Source organism: Catenuloplanes japonicus (assembly GCF_000717135.1).
GTDB lineage: Bacteria > Actinomycetota > Actinomycetes > Mycobacteriales > Micromonosporaceae > Catenuloplanes > Catenuloplanes japonicus.
Map to the genome: position 1 here is coordinate 329,303 of NZ_JNXY01000009.1, position 18,674 is coordinate 347,976.

Sequence of the window (18,674 nt, forward strand, 5' to 3'; positions counted from 1 at the left end):
GGTATGGCGCCTGAAGCGGTCACCTCGCCCACCCTGTCCACACCGGCCGGTTACCGCCACGCGATGCGCGCGGGCGGGCTGCTGTTCGTGTCCGGGCAGGTGCCGTTCGACGAGAGCGGCGCGGTGGTCGGCGTGGGGGACATGCGGGCGCAGGCGGTGCAGACGTTCCGGAACCTGGGGACCGTGCTGGAGGCCGCGGGCGCGTCGTTCGCGGACGTGGTGAAGCTGACCTACTTCGTGCGGGACGTGTCCAGGGTGGTGGACGTGCGTGCGGCCCGGGACGAGTTCGTCGACCTGAAGAACCCGCCGGCGAGCTCGCTGGTGGAGGTGTCCGGGCTGATCCACCCGGACCTGCTGATCGAGATCGAGGCGGTCGTGGAGCTGCCGGTCACGCCTTGAGATCCTCCGCGATCTCGATCATGGTGTCGGCCACGGCCTCGGTGATGTCGCCGGCGTCGGCCAGGTCCGCCAGGCGTTCCTGAAGGTCGTCGGCGCCGTCCGCGAGCTTCTCCGGGTCGTCGGCGTCGCTGCGCAGCTCGCTCAGGTCGTCGAAGAGCCGGGTGCCGGCGCGCGCGTTGATGTCGCGGCTGAGCAGCCCTTGCGCGAGCGCGGCGTCGAGGCGGTTGAGCACGACGCCCACCTCGGCGGCGTCGCCCGGAGATTCCTCGTCCGTGGAGGGCGAAGGGCGGCCGGGGGTACGGGAGGGCGTCGCCGACCGGGTCGGCGTGGCAGCGGCGCTGGTGGCCGGCGTGGTGCTGCCGCCTGCGGAGTTCACCGGCTTCCGGTCCTGGTCCGGACCGAACAGCAGCGCGGCCAACGCCACCAGCCCGACACCGCCGACGATCAACCCGCCCGCGAGTACGCCGATGCCGGCCCGCCCGCGCAGCCGGTCTTCCCAGGCGTGGCGGTCGGTCCAGGACTGTGCACCGGCCGGGACGAGGCCGCGCAGCGAGAACCCCGAGGCGCCGGACGGACCGGCGGGGGAGCCGGGCGCGGAGGAGTAGCCGCCGGGCGCGCTGGCGAAGCCGGGCGAGACGGAGAAATCCGGCGCCGCGGACGGCACCGAGGCCGCTCCCGGCGCGAACCGTCCCGGCCCGCGCGATCTGTCCCCCGGCCCGCCGGACCCGGCCCCGCTGTGACCGGATCCGGGTCCGGACCCGCCAGAACCGGACCCGCCCGGACCGGATCCGGGACCGGACCGACCGCGACCGGACCCGCCCGGACCGCTTCCGTGCGAACCGGATCCGCCGCGACCTCCCTGGCCGGGCTCGCCGGGACCGGACCCACCGCGCCCGCCAGGCCCGGACCCTGCCCACGCGTCCGACCCTGCCGGCGACACCGGCTGCCCGGCGCCGCCGGAGGAGCCGCCCGGAGAATCGGACGGCCCGCCGGACACCGGCATCACTGTCGTCGGCGTGAACACGGCGACGGGTTCGCCCGCTCCCGCCGCGTACCCTCCGAAGATTCTGGCGATGGCCGCCGCCGTCGGCCGCGCTGCCGGATCGCGTGCCAGGCAGGCCAGACACGCGGTCGCCAGCGCTTCCGGCACCGACGGAGGCAACGGCGCGGGGACCGCCGTCCCCGATCGGTGGATCTCGGCCGCTTCCTCCCACGACCCGATGGCCAGCGGCGGTGCGCCGGTCAGCGCCTGGTAGAGCGTGGCGCCCACCGCGTACACGTCCGCGGGCGGGCCGACCTCGCCCTTGATCAGCAGCTCGGGCGCGGCGTAGGGCGGGGTGCCGGCCAGCCAGCCGTCCAGGATCTCGGTGCCGCCGGTGCGGCCGCCGGTGAAGGAGCCGGCCAGGGGTGCGGCGTCCGCGTTGACCAGCGTGGCGATGCCGAAGTCGAGCACCTTGGCCGCGCCGGAGGGGGTGAGCATCACGTTGGCCGGCTTGATGTCGCGGTGGACCACGCCGAGCCGGTGCGCGTCGGCGAGCGCGGCGGAGATCTCCGCGGCCATGCGGGCGGCGGCGCGCCAGGTCAGCGGCGGCACGTCCGCCAGGGTGGCGCCCTCGACCAGCTCCATCACGATGTAGGGCAGGACGGCGTCGCCGGTGTCGACCTCGCCGAAGTCGTAGACGCGCATGGCGTGCGGGTGGGTCATGCGGGCGGCCGCGCGGGCCTCGCGGCGGATGGCGGCGCGCAGCAGCGGGTCCTCGGACGCGGTACCGGAGAGGATCTTCACGGCGACCTGGCGGCCGAGCGTCTCGTCGGCCGCGCGCCAGACCTCGGACATGCCACCGAGGCCGATCCGGCCGTCGAGCACGTATCGGCCGTTGAGGCGGGTTCCGGCGGCGGGCTCGGGCATGACGCCAAGTGTCCGTCCTGCGTGCAAGCAGAACAAACTTCCACAGGAACAAATAAGGGGGTACGCCGCGCGCGCGGCGTACCCCCCGATTCAGCCTTTAGAGCGAATTGTCAGAAATGACGGACCGGTACCAGTTCGCACTGCGCTTGAAGATCCGGCGCTGGGTGGGATAGTCCACGTAGATCAGCCCCCACCGCTGGTCGTATCCGGCCTCCCACTCGAAGTTGTCCATCAGCGACCACACGTGGTAGCTCTCCAGCGGTACGCCGTCGCCGATCGCGCGGTGCGCCTCGGCCAGGTGGTCGCGGAGGAAGCTGACCCGGGCCGCGTCGTCCACGGACCCGTCCACGCCGATCTCGTCCGGGCAGGGCAGGCCGTTCTCGGTCACGGTGAGCGACGCGGGCGCGTAGTCGCGCGTCACCCGGGTGAGGATGTCGTACATGCCGGGCGGGTAGACCTGCTGCCACGCGGCCTCGGTGGTCGGGTGCTTCTGCACGGTGCCGCCGTCCGTGGTGACGTAGATCGGCGTGTAGTACTGCACCGCGAGGATGTCGGTCGGCTGGGAGATGATCTCCAGGTCGCCGTCCTTGATGCCCTGGAGCAGCGGGGACGCCGGTCCCTGGTGGTCCAGCACGTCCTGCGGGTAGTGGCCCTTGAACATCGGGTCGAGGTACAGCCGGTTCTCGTAGCCGTCGTAGAGCCGGACCGCGTCCAGCGTCAGCGGGTTGTCGTCGGCCGCGTAACACGGGTGCAGGTTGAGCGCGCCGCCGATCCGGGACGCGGAGCCGGTCGCGCGCAGCGCCTGCACGCCGAGGCCGTGGGCCAGCGCCAGGTGGTGCGCCACCAGGTACGCCACCGGCTCGTCCCGGATGCCGGGCGCGTGGTGGCCGATGATGTAGCCGTTCTGTACCACGGTCTTCGGCTCGTTGACGGTCAGCCACACCGGCACGGACTCGCCGAGCGCGTCGAAGACCGCGGACGCGTAGTCCGCGAAGCGGTAGGCCGTGTCCCGGGACGCCCAGCCGCCGCCGTCCTGCAGCGTCTGTGGCGTGTCCCAGTGGAACAGCGTGGCCATCGGGCTGATCCCGCGCTCGAGCAGCCCGTCCACCAGCCGGCGGTAGAAGTCGAGTCCCCGCTGGTTGATGGCGCCGCGGCCGTCCGGTTGCACGCGCGGCCAGGAGATCGAGAACCGGTACGACCGCAGGCCGAGATCCTGGATGAGTCCGAGATCCTCCGCGTAGCGCGCGTAGTGGTCGGCCGCGATGTCGCCGGTGTCCCCGTTGGCGGTGCGGCCGGTCGTGCGCGCGAACGTGTCCCACACGGAGGGTCCGCGGCCGTCGACGGCGGCGGCGCCCTCGACCTGGTACGCGGAGGTCGCGGCGCCCCAGCTGAAGCCGTCCGGGAAGCGCAGTCCGAGCCGCGCCTCGGGGTCGGAGCCGGGCTCGACGGGTGCGACCGGCAGCAGAGCGGGCGGGATCGGCCCCGCGGACGGCTCCCCGGCTTGCGGGGCCCGTCTGGTCGATACGGACATTCTGGTGATCCCCTCTGGGAGGTGCCCCATCCACCTTCGTGGGAGCGCTCCCGAGGCTATCGCAGGACATCGGCGGATGGGTGCTTGCAGGTTGGATGATGATCAGTCTTACCGACGGGCGGGGCGTTCTGTCAGCCCGGGGCGCGAACTTGGGGGCCGCCCGTCCGGCGGCGTCGCTGCCAGGGCCCGTGAAGTCCATGGCTGATGGGAGAAGTCGGAGCACCCGTGAAATCTTTGTGACGTCAGGCGCTGGTGGTGCCGCTGGGCATTAGTGTGGGGACGGGGAGGGCAACCCCCGTCCCCAGGTGAACCCTCTGCTCTTCGGTAGGGCAGCAGGTTCAGAAGATGCACACGCACATTCGGAATGGCCTCCTCGTGTGCGTGTCGCGCGGGAGCCGGGCCACGCGAGTGGCTTGAGGTTCCCACCTCCTTTCGACCGGGTCGATGGGTCGGCTGGTGGCGGAGTCCGGGCTGGCCCGCCGCCAGCCATACGGCTGGGCGGTCTGCTACGAACCGATGACGGTGTAGCAATAATCATGATGGGCTTCGATGGAAGCGCTCCCATCGATGATTGGGACTGTAGTCCGCGTCACGGCTTTGTGAAAGCCCCAAAATGAGCCCGAAACATGCGGCCGAGCTCCATGGTCATGAAAGTGCTGCTCAAGGGGCATATAGCGACCCATTGACGGGTATCGCTTGAAACGGGAGCGCTCCCATGCGAGACTGGCGACCAATCGCGTGACGGGAGCCACAGAACCGCACGCTTGACGGGTCGCCGAGGGCCCCGGATCTCTTCCGGTGCGGCCACCCTGTGAACCCCCACCTTTCTCGGCGTATGTGCGCGGCTCCACCCGTACCCCCTGATGATCTTGATCTTGATCGGGGTGTGGTCGCATGACGCCCGGTTCGCGAGGAGACAGCAGCAGATGAGATTTCGGCTCGGCAGGAGACGGCTGGCGATGACCGCCGCCGGCGTGCTGGTGGCCGGCGGGCTGGCGACCATACCGGTCAGCAGTGCGTTCGCGGCGACCGCCTGTGACGTCGTCTACACCACCAATGACTGGAACAACGGCTTCACGGCCAGCGTCACGCTCAAGAACGTCGGCGACCCGGTGACCAGCTGGAACCTCGGCTGGACGTTCCCGGGCAACCAGCAGATCACCAACGGCTGGTCCGCGAGGTACAGCCAGAGCGGGCAGAACGTCACCGCGACCAACGAGGCGTGGAACGGCAGCCTGGCCACCGGCGCGTCCGTGACGCTGGGCTTCAACGCGAGCTACAGCGGCACCAACGCCAAGCCGGCCTCGTTCACGCTGAACGGCAGCCCCTGCAACGGCGCGGTCAACCAGGCGCCGGCCGTCACGCTCACCAGCCCGGCGGACGGGGCCACGTTCGCGGCACCGGCCACGGTCAACCTCGCGGCCACGGCCACGGACGCGGACGGCACGATCGCGAAGGTCGAGTTCTACCGCAACGGCCTGCTGATCAACACGGACACGGCGGCGCCCTATGCCTACTCGTCCACCGGACTGCCGGCCGGGTCCTACACCGTGCAGGCCAAGGCCTATGACAACGCGGGCCTGACCAGCACGGACGACGCCGCGTTCACGGTCACCGGATCGTCGGCGAACAGCATCGTCACGCCGGCCACGCTCCAGGTCGCCGAGGGCAGCAGCTCCGCGCTCAACGTCAAGCTCAGCGCGGCGCCCACCGGCAACGTCTCGGTGGCGCTCGCCAAGACCGGCGACGCGGACCTCACGCTCGGCGCGAGCACGGCCACGCTCACCACGTCCAACTGGAGCACCGGCGTCAACGTGCCGGTCAACGCCGCCGAGGACGCGGACAGCACCAACGGCACCGCCACCGTCACGGCCTCGGCCACCGGCTACACGTCGTCGGTCACCACGGTCACGGAGACGGACAACGACGGCGGCACCAACCCGGGCGGCGTCTACGGCGAGGAGTTCCTGGCGCTCTACAACAAGATCAAGGCGCCGGCGAACGGGTACTTCAGCCCGGAGGGCGTGCCCTACCACTCCGTCGAGACGCTGCTGGTCGAGGCGCCGGACCACGGTCACGAGACCACGTCCGAGGCGTTCAGCTACTGGCTGTTCCTGGAGGCGCAGTACGGCCGCGTCACCGAGAACTGGGCGCCGTTCAACCAGGCGTGGCAGATCATGGATCAATACATCATCCCGGACGAGACGCAGTCGAACTACAACGCGTCCGACCCGGCCGACTACGCGCCCGAGGCGGATCTGCCCAGCCAGTACCCGTCGGTCGGCGGCAAGCTCGACTCGTCGATCAAGGTCGGCGCGGACCCGCTCGCGGCGGAGCTGCAGTCCACCTACGGCACCACCAGCGTGTACGGCATGCACTGGCTGATCGACGTGGACAATGTGTACGGCTACGGCAAGTGCGGTGACGGCACCACGAAGCCGGCGTACATCAACACGTACCAGCGCGGCCCGCAGGAGTCCGTGTGGGAGACCGTCCCGCACCCGTCCTGCGAGACGTTCAACTTCGGCGCGAAGACGGCCGGCGGCTTCCTGCCGATCTTCATCGGTGACTCGTCCTACGCGCAGCAGTGGCGCTACACCAACGCGCCGGACGCGGACGCCCGCGCCGTGCAGGCCGCCTACTGGGCGCTGAAATGGGCCAAGGAGCAGGGCAACCAGTCGCAGATCACGGCCACCATCGCGAACGCGGCCAAGATGGGCGACTACCTGCGCTACGCCATGTACGACAAGTACTTCAAGACGCCCGGCTGCGCGTCCCCGACCTGCACCGCCGGCACCGGCAAGGACAGCTCCAACTACCTGCTGTCCTGGTACTACGCGTGGGGCGGCTCGCAGGGCACCGCGAACGGCAGCTGGTCCTGGCGGATCGGCTCCAGCCACAACCACGGCGGCTACCAGAACCCGTTCGCGGCCTGGGCGCTGTCCACCGTCTCCGAGCTGGTCCCGCGGTCCTCGTCCGCGAAGGCCGACTGGGCGACGTCACTGACCAGGCAGATCGACTTCTACACCTGGCTGCAGTCCGCCGAGGGCGCGATCGCCGGCGGCGCGACCAACAGCTGGCACGGCAACTACAGCGCCCGCCCGTCCGGCGTGCCGACGTTCTACGGCATGGTCTACGACGAGAAGCCGGTCTACCACGACCCGCCGTCGAACCAGTGGTTCGGCTTCCAGGCGTGGAGCATGGAGCGCGTCGCGGAGTACTACCACGAATCCGGTGACACGCGCGCCAAGGCCGTGCTGGACAAGTGGGTCGCCTGGGCGCTCGCCAACACCACGGCCAGCGGCTCCAACTACCAGGTCCCGTCCACACTGGCCTGGTCCGGGCAGCCCGGCGGCAACTGGCAGGCCGGCACCACCAGCGTCAACAACAGCGGCCTGCACGTCAGCGTGGTCGACTACACGCAGGACGTCGGCGTGGTCGGCGCCTACGCCCGGACGCTCGTCTACTACGGCGCGAAGTCCGGCAACACGCAGGCCCAGACCACGGCGAAGGCGCTGCTCGACGCGCTGCTTACGCACAAGGACTCGGCCGGCATCGCGGTGCCGGAGACACGGGCGGACTACAACCGCTTCGACGACGTCTACAACGCATCGACCGGGCAGGGCCTGTTCGTCCCGTCCGGCTACAGCGGCGTCATGGCCAACGGGGACCAGATCGCGCCCGGCAAGTCCTTCCTGGACATCCGCTCCTTCTACCGCAACGACCCGGACTTCCCGAAGGTCCAGGCCTATTTGAGCGGTGGCGCGGCGCCGACGTTCACGTACCACCGCTTCTGGGCCCAGGTCGACATCGCACTCGCCCTGGCCGACTACGACCGACTGCTCGGCTGACCGGTCGTCCCGGGGCCCGTTCTTTTGACGGGCGGGCCCCGGGGTCACATAGAGCGGCGCCGTCGCCCGCACGTCGGCGCCGCACGGCCTGATTCCCACGATCAGGCCGCCCGTGGTGGGCCGGGTGCCGTCAGGCCAACGCCGGTTCCCGGCCCACCACTCCTGCTTCCGGGCGGGCGGCACCCCGGTGCCGCTCGCCCGGCTCCATGGCTTCCGGCCCCTGAGGCGCCCGGGTCGTGGTCGACCGCCTTCGGATACTCCGCCGCCGCCCGGTCCGCGGCAGCCATCCAGCCCGGCTCCACCATGTTGTTGTTGTGCGCGCCGGCCGAGCCGCGCGAATCCGGCTGCGGGGCCGCGCGAATCCGGCTGCGGGGCCGCGCGAATCCGGCTGCGGGGCCGCGCGAATCCGGCTGCCCTGCTGCCCGTCCGCGTATACCCGGCCGCCCCTACGGCTCGGCCGCCCGATCCGGGCGCGGTTCGCCCGAAATTTCGGGAAATAGCGCCTTTGGAGCAAGATGTGCGGCGGGGGACCCCGGCCGCGTCCGGGCACCATAGGTGCCCGCGTGGCACGCGCTGGGATCGACCGCTACCTCACCGCGTGTGGATCATTGACGTCGGCAAAATGGCGGTCAAATCCGTTCGCTGACAGCCGTTTCGTCGACGTCAATGATCCACGCGCGCCGCGGGCAAACCTCGGGGCGGGCAAAGACTTCGCTGGCGCTCCGCTTTGCCCGCCCCGTCGGAGCCGGTTCGCGCGGGTCGGCCCAAGGCCGCGATTCCCGTCGTTCCTCCCTGGGTGGCGCGGCTCACGATCAGAACGCCGCGGCCTGCCGGGCGGGAGTGCGGGTTCTCCAGACCTGAGCCGGAAACGACGCCCGCGGAAAGGCGGAGATCGTTGTTGCGCCCACTGCTCTTTCCGTCGGTCTGAAAGAGCAGTGAGCGCACCAACGATCACCTCGATGACGTCTGCCGGTCCAGCCGGTGCCGTGCGGGAACCCACCGATGCCCGCCGGGGCGGCCACGGAGTCCCCTTGATGCCCTCGGGTGGCTCCTCGCGGGCGTGAAGGCGACGTGAACGCGGCGGGTGCCGCGTGTTCCTTCCCGTGCTGCGCGAGAGAATCCTCAGCTGCGGGCCGTGGTGGGGCCTGCTGTGCGGTCGGCCATCAATATCTGAATAAGGCTGCCGTGATCGGCGGGAGCGCTATTTCACGAAATTTCGGGCACGGAGTGCCCGGACCTGGGAGCGGGGTGCCGGCACCTGGGAGTGGGGTGCCCGGATCTGGGAGTGGGGTGCTCGGACCTGGGAGTGGGGTGCCGGGATCTGGGAACGGGCGCGGGGTGGACTGAGTGTTGGCTCAGTGGGCGTGGTCGGTGGCCGGGACCGTGGCGTAGCGGGACATGATCTCCGCCTGCGCCTCGGGCGTCATGGGGCGGCCGCCCGCCACCCAGTCGCGCAGATCCTCGAAGTAGCGCATATACAGGTCCGGGGTCACGGTCGAGACCATCACCGCGGGCACCTCGCCGGGATTGGCGAACGTGTGCGGCACTCCCGGCGGCACCATGACCATCGTGCCCGGGGTCGCGTCGTGGTCCGCGTCGCCGACGGTGAACCTGACCGTGCCGGAGACGATGTAGAAGCCCTCGTCGTGCAGGGAGTGCCGGTGCTGCTGGGGGCCGGTGCCGCCGGGTGCGAGCGTCATCTCGATCACGCCGATCCGGTGGTCCGTCGTGGAACCGTCCTCGAGGACGCGCATCCGCACGCCCCTCAACTCGCCCATCTCGCCCTCGCCGGGCCTGACGATCGACAGCTGTGCCATGGTTTCCTACCTCTCGGGTACGACGACGACCGTGCGCCCGGCCGCGTGACCTGCGCTGTTGTGGGCCTGTGCGGCGGCCGCGTCCGCCAGCGGGAAGACGCTCTCGACCGGGATGCGCAGCGCGCCCCGGGCATACATCGCGGCCGCCTCCCGCAGTGCGCCCGGCACGTCGGACGGCTGGTAGGACACCTGCGCGCCCAGTTGCGGCGCGGTGAAGTCCGCGATGGACACCACCGTCGACGGGTTCCCGGTCAGCGCGATGCAGTCCGCGATGACGCCGGTGCCGGAGAGGTCCAGGGCGGCGTCGACACCGTCCGGCGCGAGCGCCCGCACCCGGTCGGCGAAGCCGTCGCCGTAGACGGCCGGGACGGCGCCGAGATCGCGCAGATAGCCCTGGTTCGCGGCGCTCGCGGTGCCGATCACGGTGATCCCCCGGTCGCGGGCGATCTGGACCACGGCGGTGCCGACGCCGCCGGACGCGCCGCTGACCAGCAGCGTCTGGCCGGGCTTGAGTGCGACCTGGGCCAGGAGGCGGAACGCGGTCTCGACGGGGATCGGGAAGCCGGCGGCCTCCTCGAACGACAGCCCGTCCGGGACGGCCGCCCACGCGTCCAGGACCGCGTGCTCGGCCAGCACGTTCCGGCCGACGCCGAAGACCGGGTCACCGGCCCGGACGCCGGTCACGCCGTCGCCGACCTCGTCGACGATGCCGGCCGCGTCGGAGCCGGTGCCGCTGGGCATGGTCACCTCGAACAGCTCGCGCATCAGGCCGGCGCGGATCTTGCCGTCGAGGCCGTTGATGCCGGCCGCGCGTACCCGGATGCGGATCTGGCCCTGCCCGGCGTGCGGCGCGTCGACGTCGGCGAGCGCGAGCACGTCCGGCGGACCGTACCGATCGAAGATAACTGCTTTCATGATTTATCCACCTTTGACATGAAAAAAGAAAGCGTCACTGGTACGAGGGCGCCTGCTGGTTGGTGATGACCCGGTGACTGATCAGCCAGCGGCCGTCGTGGCGGCGCACGGTGTCCACGTGGTTCACGCTCTGCAGCGTGCCGTTCGCCATGATCACCAAGCCTTTCGACCGTACGGTCGCCAGGTCCTCGCCGTCGCCGGTGATCACCACGTTGGTCACGTGGTGGGCGATCGGGTTGTGGGCGCCGAGCCGCACGGTCGCGGCCCGGATCGCCTCGATCCCCTCGAACGTGCCCACGCCGGCCTCGCTGAGGTCGTAGACGATCTCCGGGGTGAAGACCTCCTCCAGCCGGTCCAGCTGGGCGCCGTCGAAGATGTGCCCCTGCAGGGACAGCACGTCGGTGATCTCCTGGCGGTCGTCGATGGTCAGCATGGTGCTCCTCCGTCCTCTCGCGTGGCGCCACATGATGTCGCGCCGTGACATCACGCTAGCACTGATGTCACGGCGCGACAACAGATGGGGGAGTGCGTAGGATGACCGCCATGCCACGGTGGGAACTCGGCAGCGCGGACCGGCTGAAACAGGCCGCGATGGAGCTCTTCAGGGAGAAGGGCTTCGAGGACACGAGCGTGGTCGAGATCGCGGCGCGCGCCCGCGTCACGACCCGCACGTTCTTCCGCTACTTCCCGGACAAGCGCGACGTGCTGTTCGCCGAGTCCGAGGGGCTGCGCGCGGGGCTGGTCGCGCGGATCCGGCAGGCGGAGGACGTGACGAATCCGCTGCACACGATCGTGCGGGCGATGACGGAGTTCGACTGGGACGCGATGGGCGGCCGGGACGTGCAGCGCCACCGCCAGGCGGTCATCGCGGCAAACCCGGAGCTGCTGGAACGCGACCTGATCAAGCACGACGACATCGCGGTCGAGTTCACGGGCGTGCTGCGGGAGCGCGGCGTCGACCCGGACACTGCCCGGCTGGCCGCGCGCGTCGGCATTCAGCTCTTCTTCACGGCCTACGAGAGCTGGCTCGCGGCCCCTGACGACGCGGACCTGGCCGCGATCACCGGCGACCTGATGTCGCGTCTGGCATCGATCGTCCCGATCGGCGCCTAGCGGGCCGGATCACGGTCGTGGTCCGGCGACCGTCGGTGGGACACCGCGCCGGCGTCGGCGTCGCACACCGGCAGGGTGCCGTCAGACGTTCGCGGACGACCCGCCCGGCGCGATCGAGCCATCCCGCCGGCCGCGGTTCCGGTCCGCCGATCGCGGTCCCGGCGCGTCGGTCCCGGTTACGCGCTGGACGGTGGTGAGCCGGAGAGGCGCGTGTGGTCAGGTGGACTGGTCGCGGAAGCAGCGCCAGCTGTAGGCGTCGTGCCGGTCGGTGATCGCGGCGAACGTGCCGGGGCCGTAGCGCCAGGAGCACATGGCGGTCAGGTCGACCAGACGGGTGAAGCCGGGTCCGCGGCATTCCCAGTCGCCGGCGGCGGAGTCCGGGCCGGAGCGCAGCCGGGCGCCGGACGCGCCGAACTCCTGCCAGCAGTAGAGGCGGATCGAGGCCTTCAGGTCGCCGCTGCTCGCGGGGCCGAGCGCGAGCGTCGTGGCGCGCGGGGCAGGGGCCTCGGCCGAGCCCCCGGCCTGCGCGGATGGCTCGATGCGGCCGGCTCCGGCGTCGGCACCCGGGGCAGAGCCGTTCGGGACGGAGCCGTCCGGGGCAGAGCCGTCCGGGGCAGAGCCGTTCGGGACGGAACCGTTCGGGGAGGCGCCATCCGGGGATGAGCCGGTCGGGGAGCCATCCGCAGGCGAGCCGGACGAGGGGTCGTTCGGGAAGAGCGGCGACGAGGGGGAGCCGGACGGCGCGGTACCGAAGGTAGCGGCCATCGGGGCGACCGGGAGGCCGGTGCCGGCGGACGGGACCGCGGGCGCGCCGGCCCGCCAGGACGGTGCCAGACCGGTGGTGAACGGCAGCGAGCAGAGCGCGACGAGCACGGCCAGCACGACGGCGACGATCACCCAGGCGTAGTCGCCGGCCAGGCGGCGCAGGCGTCCGCCGGTGGCGCGGTGCGTCCCGGTCACCATGGCCGGTTCCCCGTTGTCGAGTGGTGCCCCATGTCCACTCAACGAAGCTCCGGAACTCGGGTGATCCACCCCGTCGGCGGACGCGGTCGGCGGGCCGCCACCGGCCGATATTCGGAGGTCCGCCGAGGTGGGCGGGCCGACTGCCGCGCCGGGGTGGGCGCCGGATCGCGTGGCCGCCGCGCCGGGCTGTGCGGCCGTCCCGCCGGACTCCGCCGCCGCACGCTCTGCGGCCAGCGCGGCCACGTGCTTGCGGGCCTCCTCGAACGGGTCGGTCCCGTTCGCGGCGGCCAGCGCGGCTATGACCAGCGGAATCTCCACCGTCGACCCGGCCCAGTCCCGCGATGGCCCGGCGGTGGGGCTGCGGGGTCCGGGTGCGGCTCCGCTGGCCGGCCTGGTGGTGGGGCTGCTGTGCGGTTCGGGTGCGGCTTCGCCGGCCGGATCGCCGGCGCTGTCCGCGGGCGATGACTCCGGAATCCCGGGACCGGCCGGGACGGGCTCGGAGCGGGGCGGGGGAGGGGCCGGGCGTACCGTGGGATGGTGTTGATCTTGGGGGTTGTCGGCCTGGGCGGGCCGGGGGTTGGGCTCCTCGGCCACGCGGCCGGCCTCCTCGCGGTGTCAAGTGGGTCTTGGCCTGCGGGAAGGCCCGCAGGCCGCCCACAATAGACGCCACGGCGGCGGGAGTGAGTCGGCAGGATCCGTCCGAGACGGCGGTCGATGGGAAACGGGCAAAAGGGCTGCTAGGCGGCGTTGGCGTAGGCCTGGAGGCAGGCGCGGCGGGCCCACAGCATGCGCCCGACGGACGTCTCGGGGTGCTCGCCGAACTCCTGCGCGACCATCGCGGCGACCTCGATCTCACCGTGCCGGGCGACGACGGCGCGGATCGCGTCACGAATGAGTTCGGCGGTGGGTTGCTCGGAGCGTTGCAGCGTGGAGGCGAAGAGGGCCTCGACCTGGACGGGCTGGGCGACCATGGCGAGTCTCCTTTCAGTGCGGTGTCTACAACCAAGCAAACGCCGCCGGGGGTACGGCGTGGGAGCGCTCCGGTTGCGAAACGGTTGCACCCCCTTAAGCCGATATTCCGGACCAACCGGATATTGCGGAGTTCTTTAGCGACAATGGGGCCTGTGGGCGGGGCGCTGCGGGCGGTGGTGATCGAGGACGAGGAGGATCTCCTCGATCTTCTGCGCGGGCACCTCGGCCGCCACGGGTGCCGGGTGTCCGGGTACGGCCTGGGTCAGGAAGGGCTCGACGCCGCGCGCGCCGACCCGCCGGACCTGATCGTCGTGGACATCCTGCTGCCCGATCTCGACGGCCGGGACGTGATCCGGCAGCTGCGCGCGGATCCGCGCACCGCGACGTGCCCGATCGTGGTGTGCTCGGTGCTGGACGCCGAGGATCTGGCGGACCTGCCGGCGGCCGCGATCCTGGCCAAGCCGTTCGGCAAGGCCGACGTGGCGGACCTGATGCGGCGGCTCGCGCTGCCGCGGGCGGAGGTGGAGGGGAATTGACCGCCGTACTCATTGCCGACGACGATGCCGACATCCGGGACCTGGTCGCGTTCAAGCTGGAACAGGTCGGCTACGACGTGATCGCGGTCGAGGACGGGCAGTCCGCGCTGGAGGCGGCACGCCGCAACCAGCCCGCGCTCGCGGTGCTCGACGTGTCCATGCCCGGCCTGTCCGGCATCGACGTGTGCCGCATGCTGCGCGCCGACGAGACCACCCAGGGAATGCTGATCGTCATGCTCACCGCCCGCGTGCAGGAGCAGGACATCGAGGGTGGTTTCGGCGCGGGCGCGGACGACTACGTGACGAAACCGTTCAGCCCGAGAGAGCTGGTCTCCCGGATCCAGTCGCTGCTCACCCGCTCCCGGGCCTGATCCCGGCGCATGTCGTCGCGGGCGCGGAGGACCGGCAGCGTCGGGCAGCTGCTCACCCGCGCGTTCTCGGTCCTGTTCGTGCTGATCGTGATCGCCGGCGCGGCCGGGATCACGGCCACGGAGGTGCAGGTACGGTCCGTGCGGGAGCTGGACGATCACGTCTTCCCGATGCGGCTGGCCAACGCGGAGCTGCGCGCCGTGATGACCGACGCGCAGCGCGCGCTGCGCGGGTACCTGCTGACCGCGGACACCCGGTTCATGGAGTCGTACGACGCGGCGGTCCAGGACTTCCCCGGCCTGGCGGATCGCCTCGACGACCTGGTGCTGACGCTGTCCGAGTCGACCGCGGTCGTCACCCAGGTGGACCGCGCCGAGGCCTGGTGGGCGCTCGCGGACCAGCAGCGCCTGGTCCCGCCGCGCAGCGACCAGGCCGTCGAGTACGCGGAGCAGGGCAAGAACCTGTTCGACGCCTACCTGGTGGAGAACGACGCGCTGGACGACACCATGGCCGCGCGCGCGGAGCACCTGGGCCGGCGGGCGGAGCGGCTGCGGACCACCACCGAGGCGTCGCTGACGGCGCTGACCGTGCTGGCCGCGCTGCTGGCGCTGACCGCGGGCCTCTACACCCGGCGGAAGATCACCCGGCCGCTGGACCGGTTGGTCCGCGTGCTCGGCGAGCTGACCGGCGGCAAGCTCAACGCGCGGGTGCGCAGGCCGGACGGCCCGGCCGAGGTACGCGCGGTGAGCGAGGCGGTGAACGTGTTCGCCACCGAGATCGAGCGGAACCGGCGCGACGAGCAGGAGATGGCCCGGTTGCGGCAGTCCGCGCGCGAGCTGGGCATCACGGTCCGTACCCACCTGAACGAGGACGAGCTGCTGGCCGAGGCCGGTAGCGGACTGGGCCGGATGCTCGGCGCGGAGCACGTGGTCATCCGGCTCACCGGCGGCCGGTCCGCGCGCTGGTGCACCCGTGGCGCCGAGGGGCTCTGCGACCGGCTGGCCGCGGCGGACGCGGGCTGGCTGCTGGACACCGCGGTGCAGGGCTCGGTCTGGTCCGTGGAGGACGTGCGCGGCGGCGCCGGGCCGGAGGTGCCGGAGGAGGAGAGGCGCGGGTTCCGTGACGCGCACGCGTCCGGCGTGTTCTCCGTGGTCTTCGGCAACGGCACGGAACGGCTGGGCGTGGTCACGCTGCTGGTGGCCGGCGACGCGCCGCCGTGGAGCCTGGGCGAGATCCGGATGGCCGAGTCCGTGGTCGCGGACCTGGGACACGGCCTCACCCAGGCGCGGATCTACCAGGCCGAGCAGGAGGTCGTGTCCCGGCTGCAGGAGATCGACGACGTGAAGACCGACTTCATGTCCACCGTCTCGCACGAGCTGCGCACGCCGCTGACCAGCATCGCCGGGTACCTGGAGATGCTGGTCGACGAGGACCCGGGCCCGCTCAACGAGGCGCAGACGAAGATGCTGGCGGTCATCTCGCGCAACACGTCCCGGCTGCGCGGCCTGATCGAGGACCTGCTGATCCTGTCCCGGATCGAGGCCGGCACGTTCCGGGCCGGCCGGGACACGGTCGACCTGGCCTGGCTGATCTCCGGCGTGCAGGCCGTGGTCACGCCGGCCGCGGACCGGGCCGGGATCGCGCTGACCGTCCGCGCCGAGGGCGACCTGCGCCTGGACGCGGACAGCGACCAGATCGACCGCGTGCTGTCGAACCTGCTCTCCAACGCGCTGAAGTTCACGCCGACCGGCGGCGCGGTCTCGCTCACCGCGCGGCGCGAGGACGACCAGGCGGTCGTGGAGGTCTCCGACACCGGCATGGGCATCCCGGCCGGCGAGCAGGACCAGCTGTTCAACCGTTTCTTCCGCGCGTCGAACGCGAACCACCTGGCGGTTCCCGGCACCGGCATGGGCCTGGCGATCACGCACGCGATCGTGCGCAACCACGGCGGCACGATCACCGCGACGTCGGTGGAGAACACCGGAACCACCTTCACGGTACGGCTGCCGGTGCTCTCCTGAGCGGCCGGCAGCCGTACCGTGCGGGTCATGCGAGGTGGGCCAGGAAGACCGCGTGCTCGCCGGACTGGTGGTCGCTCTGGCCGTCGAAGACGGTGAACCAGAAGACGCTGCCACCGCCCGGGTTCGACTCCACGCCGACCTGGCCGCCGTGCAGACCGGCGATCCGCCGGCAGGTGGCCAGCCCCAGGCCGGTGCCCGGATAACCGGTCGCGGCCGGCGTGCGGTAGAACGGCGCGAACACCCGTTTGTGGTGCTCCGCGGGGATGCCGATGCCGCGGTCCGCGACCTCGATCCGCCACCAGCCGTTCGCGTCCTGCCGTGCGCCGATCGTCACCCGGGCCGCCGTGCCGTGGCGCACGTACGTCACCGCGTTGCCGACCAGGTGGTCGAGCAGCTGGCGCAGCAGCGACGCGTCCGCGGTCACCACCGGCAGCGCGCCGATGTCGATGCTCGGCATGGCCGGCGACACCGCCACGTGCGCGGCCACCACCTCGGCCGCGACCTGCGCGAGGTCGACCGGTTCGAGCAGCAGCGGCGCCTCGCTCGCCATCGTGTAGGCGAGCAGCTCGTCCACCACGCGCAGCATGCGGTGCGTGCTGCGGCCGATGTGCTCCAGGAAGCCCTGGGACGTGGCGTCCAGCTGCGGGCCGGCCTCCTCGACCAGCAGGTCGGCGTAGCTGGCGACGTTGGTCAGCGGCGTCTGCAGCTTGTCGGCGGCCAGCGCGGAGAACCCGGCCAGCTCCGCCTCCCGCTCGCGCAGCGCGATCTGGGCCAGTCGCAGCTGGTCCGCGTCGGCGCGGCGGTCCGAGACGGCCCGGCGCGCGATGCCGGTGGCCCGCTCCTGCGCGGTGATCAGCACCAGGATCAGCAGCGACATCGCGAGGCTGAGCAGTAGTCCGCCGGCGAGCACGATGCTGTCCGCGCGACGCTGCACCTCGGTGAGCAGCGGCGTGCTCGGACGCACGGTGAGCAGCAGCTCCCGCTGGCCGAACGCGATCGGCAGCGTCACCGTCTCCGGGTCGGCCGGTGCCGCGTCCGTGTTCCAGGAGGCGATGTCGACCGCCCCGGCCGGGTCGCTGACGTCGGCCAGGCGCGCGGTGACGGCCGCGTGCGCGCCCGCGCCCAGCGCCTCGTTGAGGAAGTCGCCGCCGCGCAGGCTGAACAGCACCCAGCCGCGGAACTCGCCGTCCGTGGCCCGCACCGGGGCGACGATCACGAACGAGAGCTGCTGACGGGCGCCGGCCAGCGCGCGGTCGTGCGGGAGCACGTGCGGCGGGCTGATGACGAGCTGCCCGCTGTCGCGGGACGTCTCCATGGCGGCCGCGATCTCCGGCGGCGGGCCGTTCCAGTCCGGGCCGGCCGGGACCGGCGCGCTGCCGTCGACCGGCCGGCCCGCGGTGAAGCGGTCCGCGGACGGCGCGACCAGGCGCACGTCGTGCGCGCCGGGCAGCGTGCTGCGGGAGAGCCGGGCCAGGTTCGCGTCGACCTCGGCCACCGCGTCCGGCGTGCTCCCGGCGACCGTCGCCAGGTTCTGCGCGGTCGTGGTGTAGCGGGTCACGGCCGCGGTCACGGCCGCCTGGGTGGCGTTGGCGCGCACGCGGAGCGCGGCGTCGGCGTAGTCGTCTTCGGCGGCGTGCAGGGCGAGCGTTCCCGCGCCGGTCGCCGCCAGGCCGAGGGCCAGGACGGTCGACGCGAGCGCGGGACCGCGCCACGTTCGTCCGCGCACCAGGTCCTTCATCGTCACGGATTGCACAATCGGCGTCCGGGCCGCGGCGCTGAGCGGGCCACCGGTTGCCGTTGGGTGCTTCTTACCGGCTAAAAGAATCCCAAAAAATCAGTATATGACTCGTATATCTGGTGAGATCGGGGGAAGCGGGTTCGGCTGTCACGGGAGAGGCGGGGCATGGCGCGCGTCCTGGTGGCGGAGGACGATCCGGACATCCAGCAGCTTGTCATGTATAAGCTGAAGCGGTCCGGCTTCGAGGCGATGGCGGTGGCGGACGGTCTGGCCGCGCTCGCCGCAGTCCGCCAGTTCCGCCCGCACGCCGTGCTGATCGACGTCCGCATGCCCGGCCTGGACGGCATCGAGCTGTGCCGCGAGCTGCGCGCCGCCCCGGACACCGCGAAACTGCCGATCGTGATGATCTCCGCGCAGGGCCGTCCGCAGGACCGGGAGCTGGCGTTCGCGGCCGGCTGCGACGACTACGTGGTCAAGCCGTTCAGCCCGAAGGAGCTGGTCGAGCGCGTGCAGCAGCTCCTGGTCGAGGTGCGGGCCTGA

General features: G+C 71.7%; 15 protein-coding genes. 7 read left to right on the plus strand and 8 right to left on the minus strand.

Annotated elements, in window-relative coordinates; all coding sequences use genetic code 11:
• Positions 1-3: 3 nt before the first annotated feature.
• Entirely contained in the window at positions 4-399 is a 396-nt protein-coding gene (locus OP04_RS16345; protein ID WP_033340498.1) for a RidA family protein, read from the plus strand.
• Here OP04_RS16345 and OP04_RS53355 read toward each other — a convergent pair.
• The gene (locus OP04_RS53355; RefSeq protein ID WP_051798041.1) at positions 389-2,308 is read right to left on the minus strand and encodes a serine/threonine-protein kinase; all 1,920 of its coding nucleotides are present in this window, start codon (positions 2,306-2,308) and stop codon (positions 389-391) included. The two genes, OP04_RS16345 and OP04_RS53355, sit on opposite strands and share 11 nt — an antisense overlap.
• Before the next feature lie 97 nt (positions 2,309-2,405).
• Positions 2,406-3,839: a GH1 family beta-glucosidase gene (locus OP04_RS16355; RefSeq protein WP_085066509.1), complete on the minus strand. Its 1,434-nt coding sequence runs from the start codon at positions 3,837-3,839 to the stop codon at positions 2,406-2,408.
• A 926-nt stretch (positions 3,840-4,765) separates the two neighbouring features.
• Between OP04_RS16355 and OP04_RS16360 the strand changes: the two genes are divergently transcribed.
• A complete protein-coding gene (locus OP04_RS16360; RefSeq protein ID WP_033340499.1) occupies positions 4,766-7,690 on the plus strand; it encodes a glycoside hydrolase family 48 protein in 2,925 nt (974 codons plus the stop codon).
• 1,355 nt (positions 7,691-9,045) lie between these two features.
• Here OP04_RS16360 and OP04_RS16365 read toward each other — a convergent pair.
• Genes OP04_RS16365 through OP04_RS16375 form a run of 3 tightly spaced genes read right to left on the minus strand, consistent with a single transcriptional unit; the run spans position 9,046 to position 10,855 of the window.
• Positions 9,046-9,507, minus strand: a complete 462-nt coding sequence (locus OP04_RS16365; RefSeq protein ID WP_033340500.1) for a cupin domain-containing protein — start codon at positions 9,505-9,507, stop codon at positions 9,046-9,048.
• Positions 9,508-9,513: 6 nt separating this feature from the next.
• The gene (locus tag OP04_RS16370; RefSeq protein WP_033340501.1) at positions 9,514-10,422 is read right to left on the minus strand and encodes an NADP-dependent oxidoreductase; all 909 of its coding nucleotides are present in this window, start codon (positions 10,420-10,422) and stop codon (positions 9,514-9,516) included.
• Positions 10,423-10,456: 34 nt separating this feature from the next.
• The gene (locus OP04_RS16375; protein ID WP_033340502.1) at positions 10,457-10,855 is read right to left on the minus strand and encodes a nuclear transport factor 2 family protein; all 399 of its coding nucleotides are present in this window, start codon (positions 10,853-10,855) and stop codon (positions 10,457-10,459) included.
• 110 nt (positions 10,856-10,965) lie between these two features.
• Here OP04_RS16375 and OP04_RS16380 point away from each other — a divergent pair, with 110 nt between their 5' ends.
• Positions 10,966-11,535 (plus strand): TetR family transcriptional regulator, encoded by a 570-nt coding sequence (locus tag OP04_RS16380; protein WP_033340503.1) that lies wholly within the window; start codon positions 10,966-10,968, stop codon positions 11,533-11,535.
• A gap of 216 nt (positions 11,536-11,751) precedes the next feature.
• Here OP04_RS16380 and OP04_RS16385 read toward each other — a convergent pair whose 3' ends face one another.
• Together OP04_RS16385 and OP04_RS16390 are read right to left on the minus strand one after the other, a co-directional pair.
• Entirely contained in the window at positions 11,752-12,816 is a 1,065-nt protein-coding gene (locus tag OP04_RS16385; RefSeq protein ID WP_033340504.1) for a hypothetical protein, read from the minus strand.
• A gap of 419 nt (positions 12,817-13,235) precedes the next feature.
• Positions 13,236-13,469 (minus strand): hypothetical protein, encoded by a 234-nt coding sequence (locus OP04_RS16390; protein WP_033340505.1) that lies wholly within the window; start codon positions 13,467-13,469, stop codon positions 13,236-13,238.
• Between the two features lie 153 nt (positions 13,470-13,622).
• Between OP04_RS16390 and OP04_RS16395 the strand changes: the two genes are divergently transcribed.
• From OP04_RS16395 to OP04_RS49705, 3 genes are read left to right on the plus strand one after another with little or no spacing between them, the layout of a single operon-like run.
• Complete coding sequence (locus tag OP04_RS16395) at positions 13,623-14,006, plus strand: response regulator (protein ID WP_051798042.1); 384 nt, start codon at positions 13,623-13,625, stop codon at positions 14,004-14,006.
• Positions 14,003-14,377: a response regulator transcription factor gene (locus tag OP04_RS16400; protein ID WP_033340507.1), complete on the plus strand. Its 375-nt coding sequence runs from the start codon at positions 14,003-14,005 to the stop codon at positions 14,375-14,377. The genes OP04_RS16395 and OP04_RS16400 overlap by 4 nt, the downstream gene beginning before the upstream one ends.
• A gap of 9 nt (positions 14,378-14,386) precedes the next feature.
• On the plus strand, positions 14,387-16,396 hold the full coding sequence (locus OP04_RS49705; protein WP_051798045.1) for an ATP-binding protein: 2,010 nt from the start codon (positions 14,387-14,389) through the stop codon (positions 16,394-16,396).
• Positions 16,397-16,421: 25 nt separating this feature from the next.
• On the opposite strand, the gene OP04_RS16410 is transcribed toward OP04_RS49705, so the two are convergent.
• Entirely contained in the window at positions 16,422-18,134 is a 1,713-nt protein-coding gene (locus OP04_RS16410; RefSeq protein ID WP_232323623.1) for a sensor histidine kinase, read from the minus strand.
• A 165-nt stretch (positions 18,135-18,299) separates the two neighbouring features.
• Here OP04_RS16410 and OP04_RS16415 point away from each other — a divergent pair, with 165 nt between their 5' ends.
• A complete protein-coding gene (locus OP04_RS16415) occupies positions 18,300-18,674 on the plus strand; it encodes a response regulator transcription factor (RefSeq protein ID WP_033340509.1) in 375 nt (124 codons plus the stop codon).

Excerpts from the sequence above, each read along its gene's own strand:
- OP04_RS16345 (WP_033340498.1), top strand. The coding sequence starts at position 4 with ATGGCGCCTGAAGCGGTCACCTCGCCCACCCTGTCCACACCGGCCGGT.
- OP04_RS53355 (WP_051798041.1), bottom strand. The coding sequence starts at position 2,308 with ATGCCCGAGCCCGCCGCCGGAACCCGCCTCAACGGCCGATACGTGCTC.
- OP04_RS16355 (WP_085066509.1), bottom strand. The coding sequence starts at position 3,839 with ATGTCCGTATCGACCAGACGGGCCCCGCAAGCCGGGGAGCCGTCCGCG.
- OP04_RS16360 (WP_033340499.1), top strand. The coding sequence starts at position 4,766 with ATGAGATTTCGGCTCGGCAGGAGACGGCTGGCGATGACCGCCGCCGGC.
- OP04_RS16365 (WP_033340500.1), bottom strand. The coding sequence starts at position 9,507 with ATGGCACAGCTGTCGATCGTCAGGCCCGGCGAGGGCGAGATGGGCGAG.
- OP04_RS16370 (WP_033340501.1), bottom strand. The coding sequence starts at position 10,422 with ATGAAAGCAGTTATCTTCGATCGGTACGGTCCGCCGGACGTGCTCGCG.
- OP04_RS16375 (WP_033340502.1), bottom strand. The coding sequence starts at position 10,855 with ATGCTGACCATCGACGACCGCCAGGAGATCACCGACGTGCTGTCCCTG.
- OP04_RS16380 (WP_033340503.1), top strand. The coding sequence starts at position 10,966 with ATGCCACGGTGGGAACTCGGCAGCGCGGACCGGCTGAAACAGGCCGCG.
- OP04_RS16390 (WP_033340505.1), bottom strand. The coding sequence starts at position 13,469 with ATGGTCGCCCAGCCCGTCCAGGTCGAGGCCCTCTTCGCCTCCACGCTG.
- OP04_RS49705 (WP_051798045.1), top strand. The coding sequence starts at position 14,387 with ATGTCGTCGCGGGCGCGGAGGACCGGCAGCGTCGGGCAGCTGCTCACC.
- OP04_RS16410 (WP_232323623.1), bottom strand. The coding sequence starts at position 18,134 with ATGAAGGACCTGGTGCGCGGACGAACGTGGCGCGGTCCCGCGCTCGCG.
- OP04_RS16415 (WP_033340509.1), top strand. The coding sequence starts at position 18,300 with ATGGCGCGCGTCCTGGTGGCGGAGGACGATCCGGACATCCAGCAGCTT.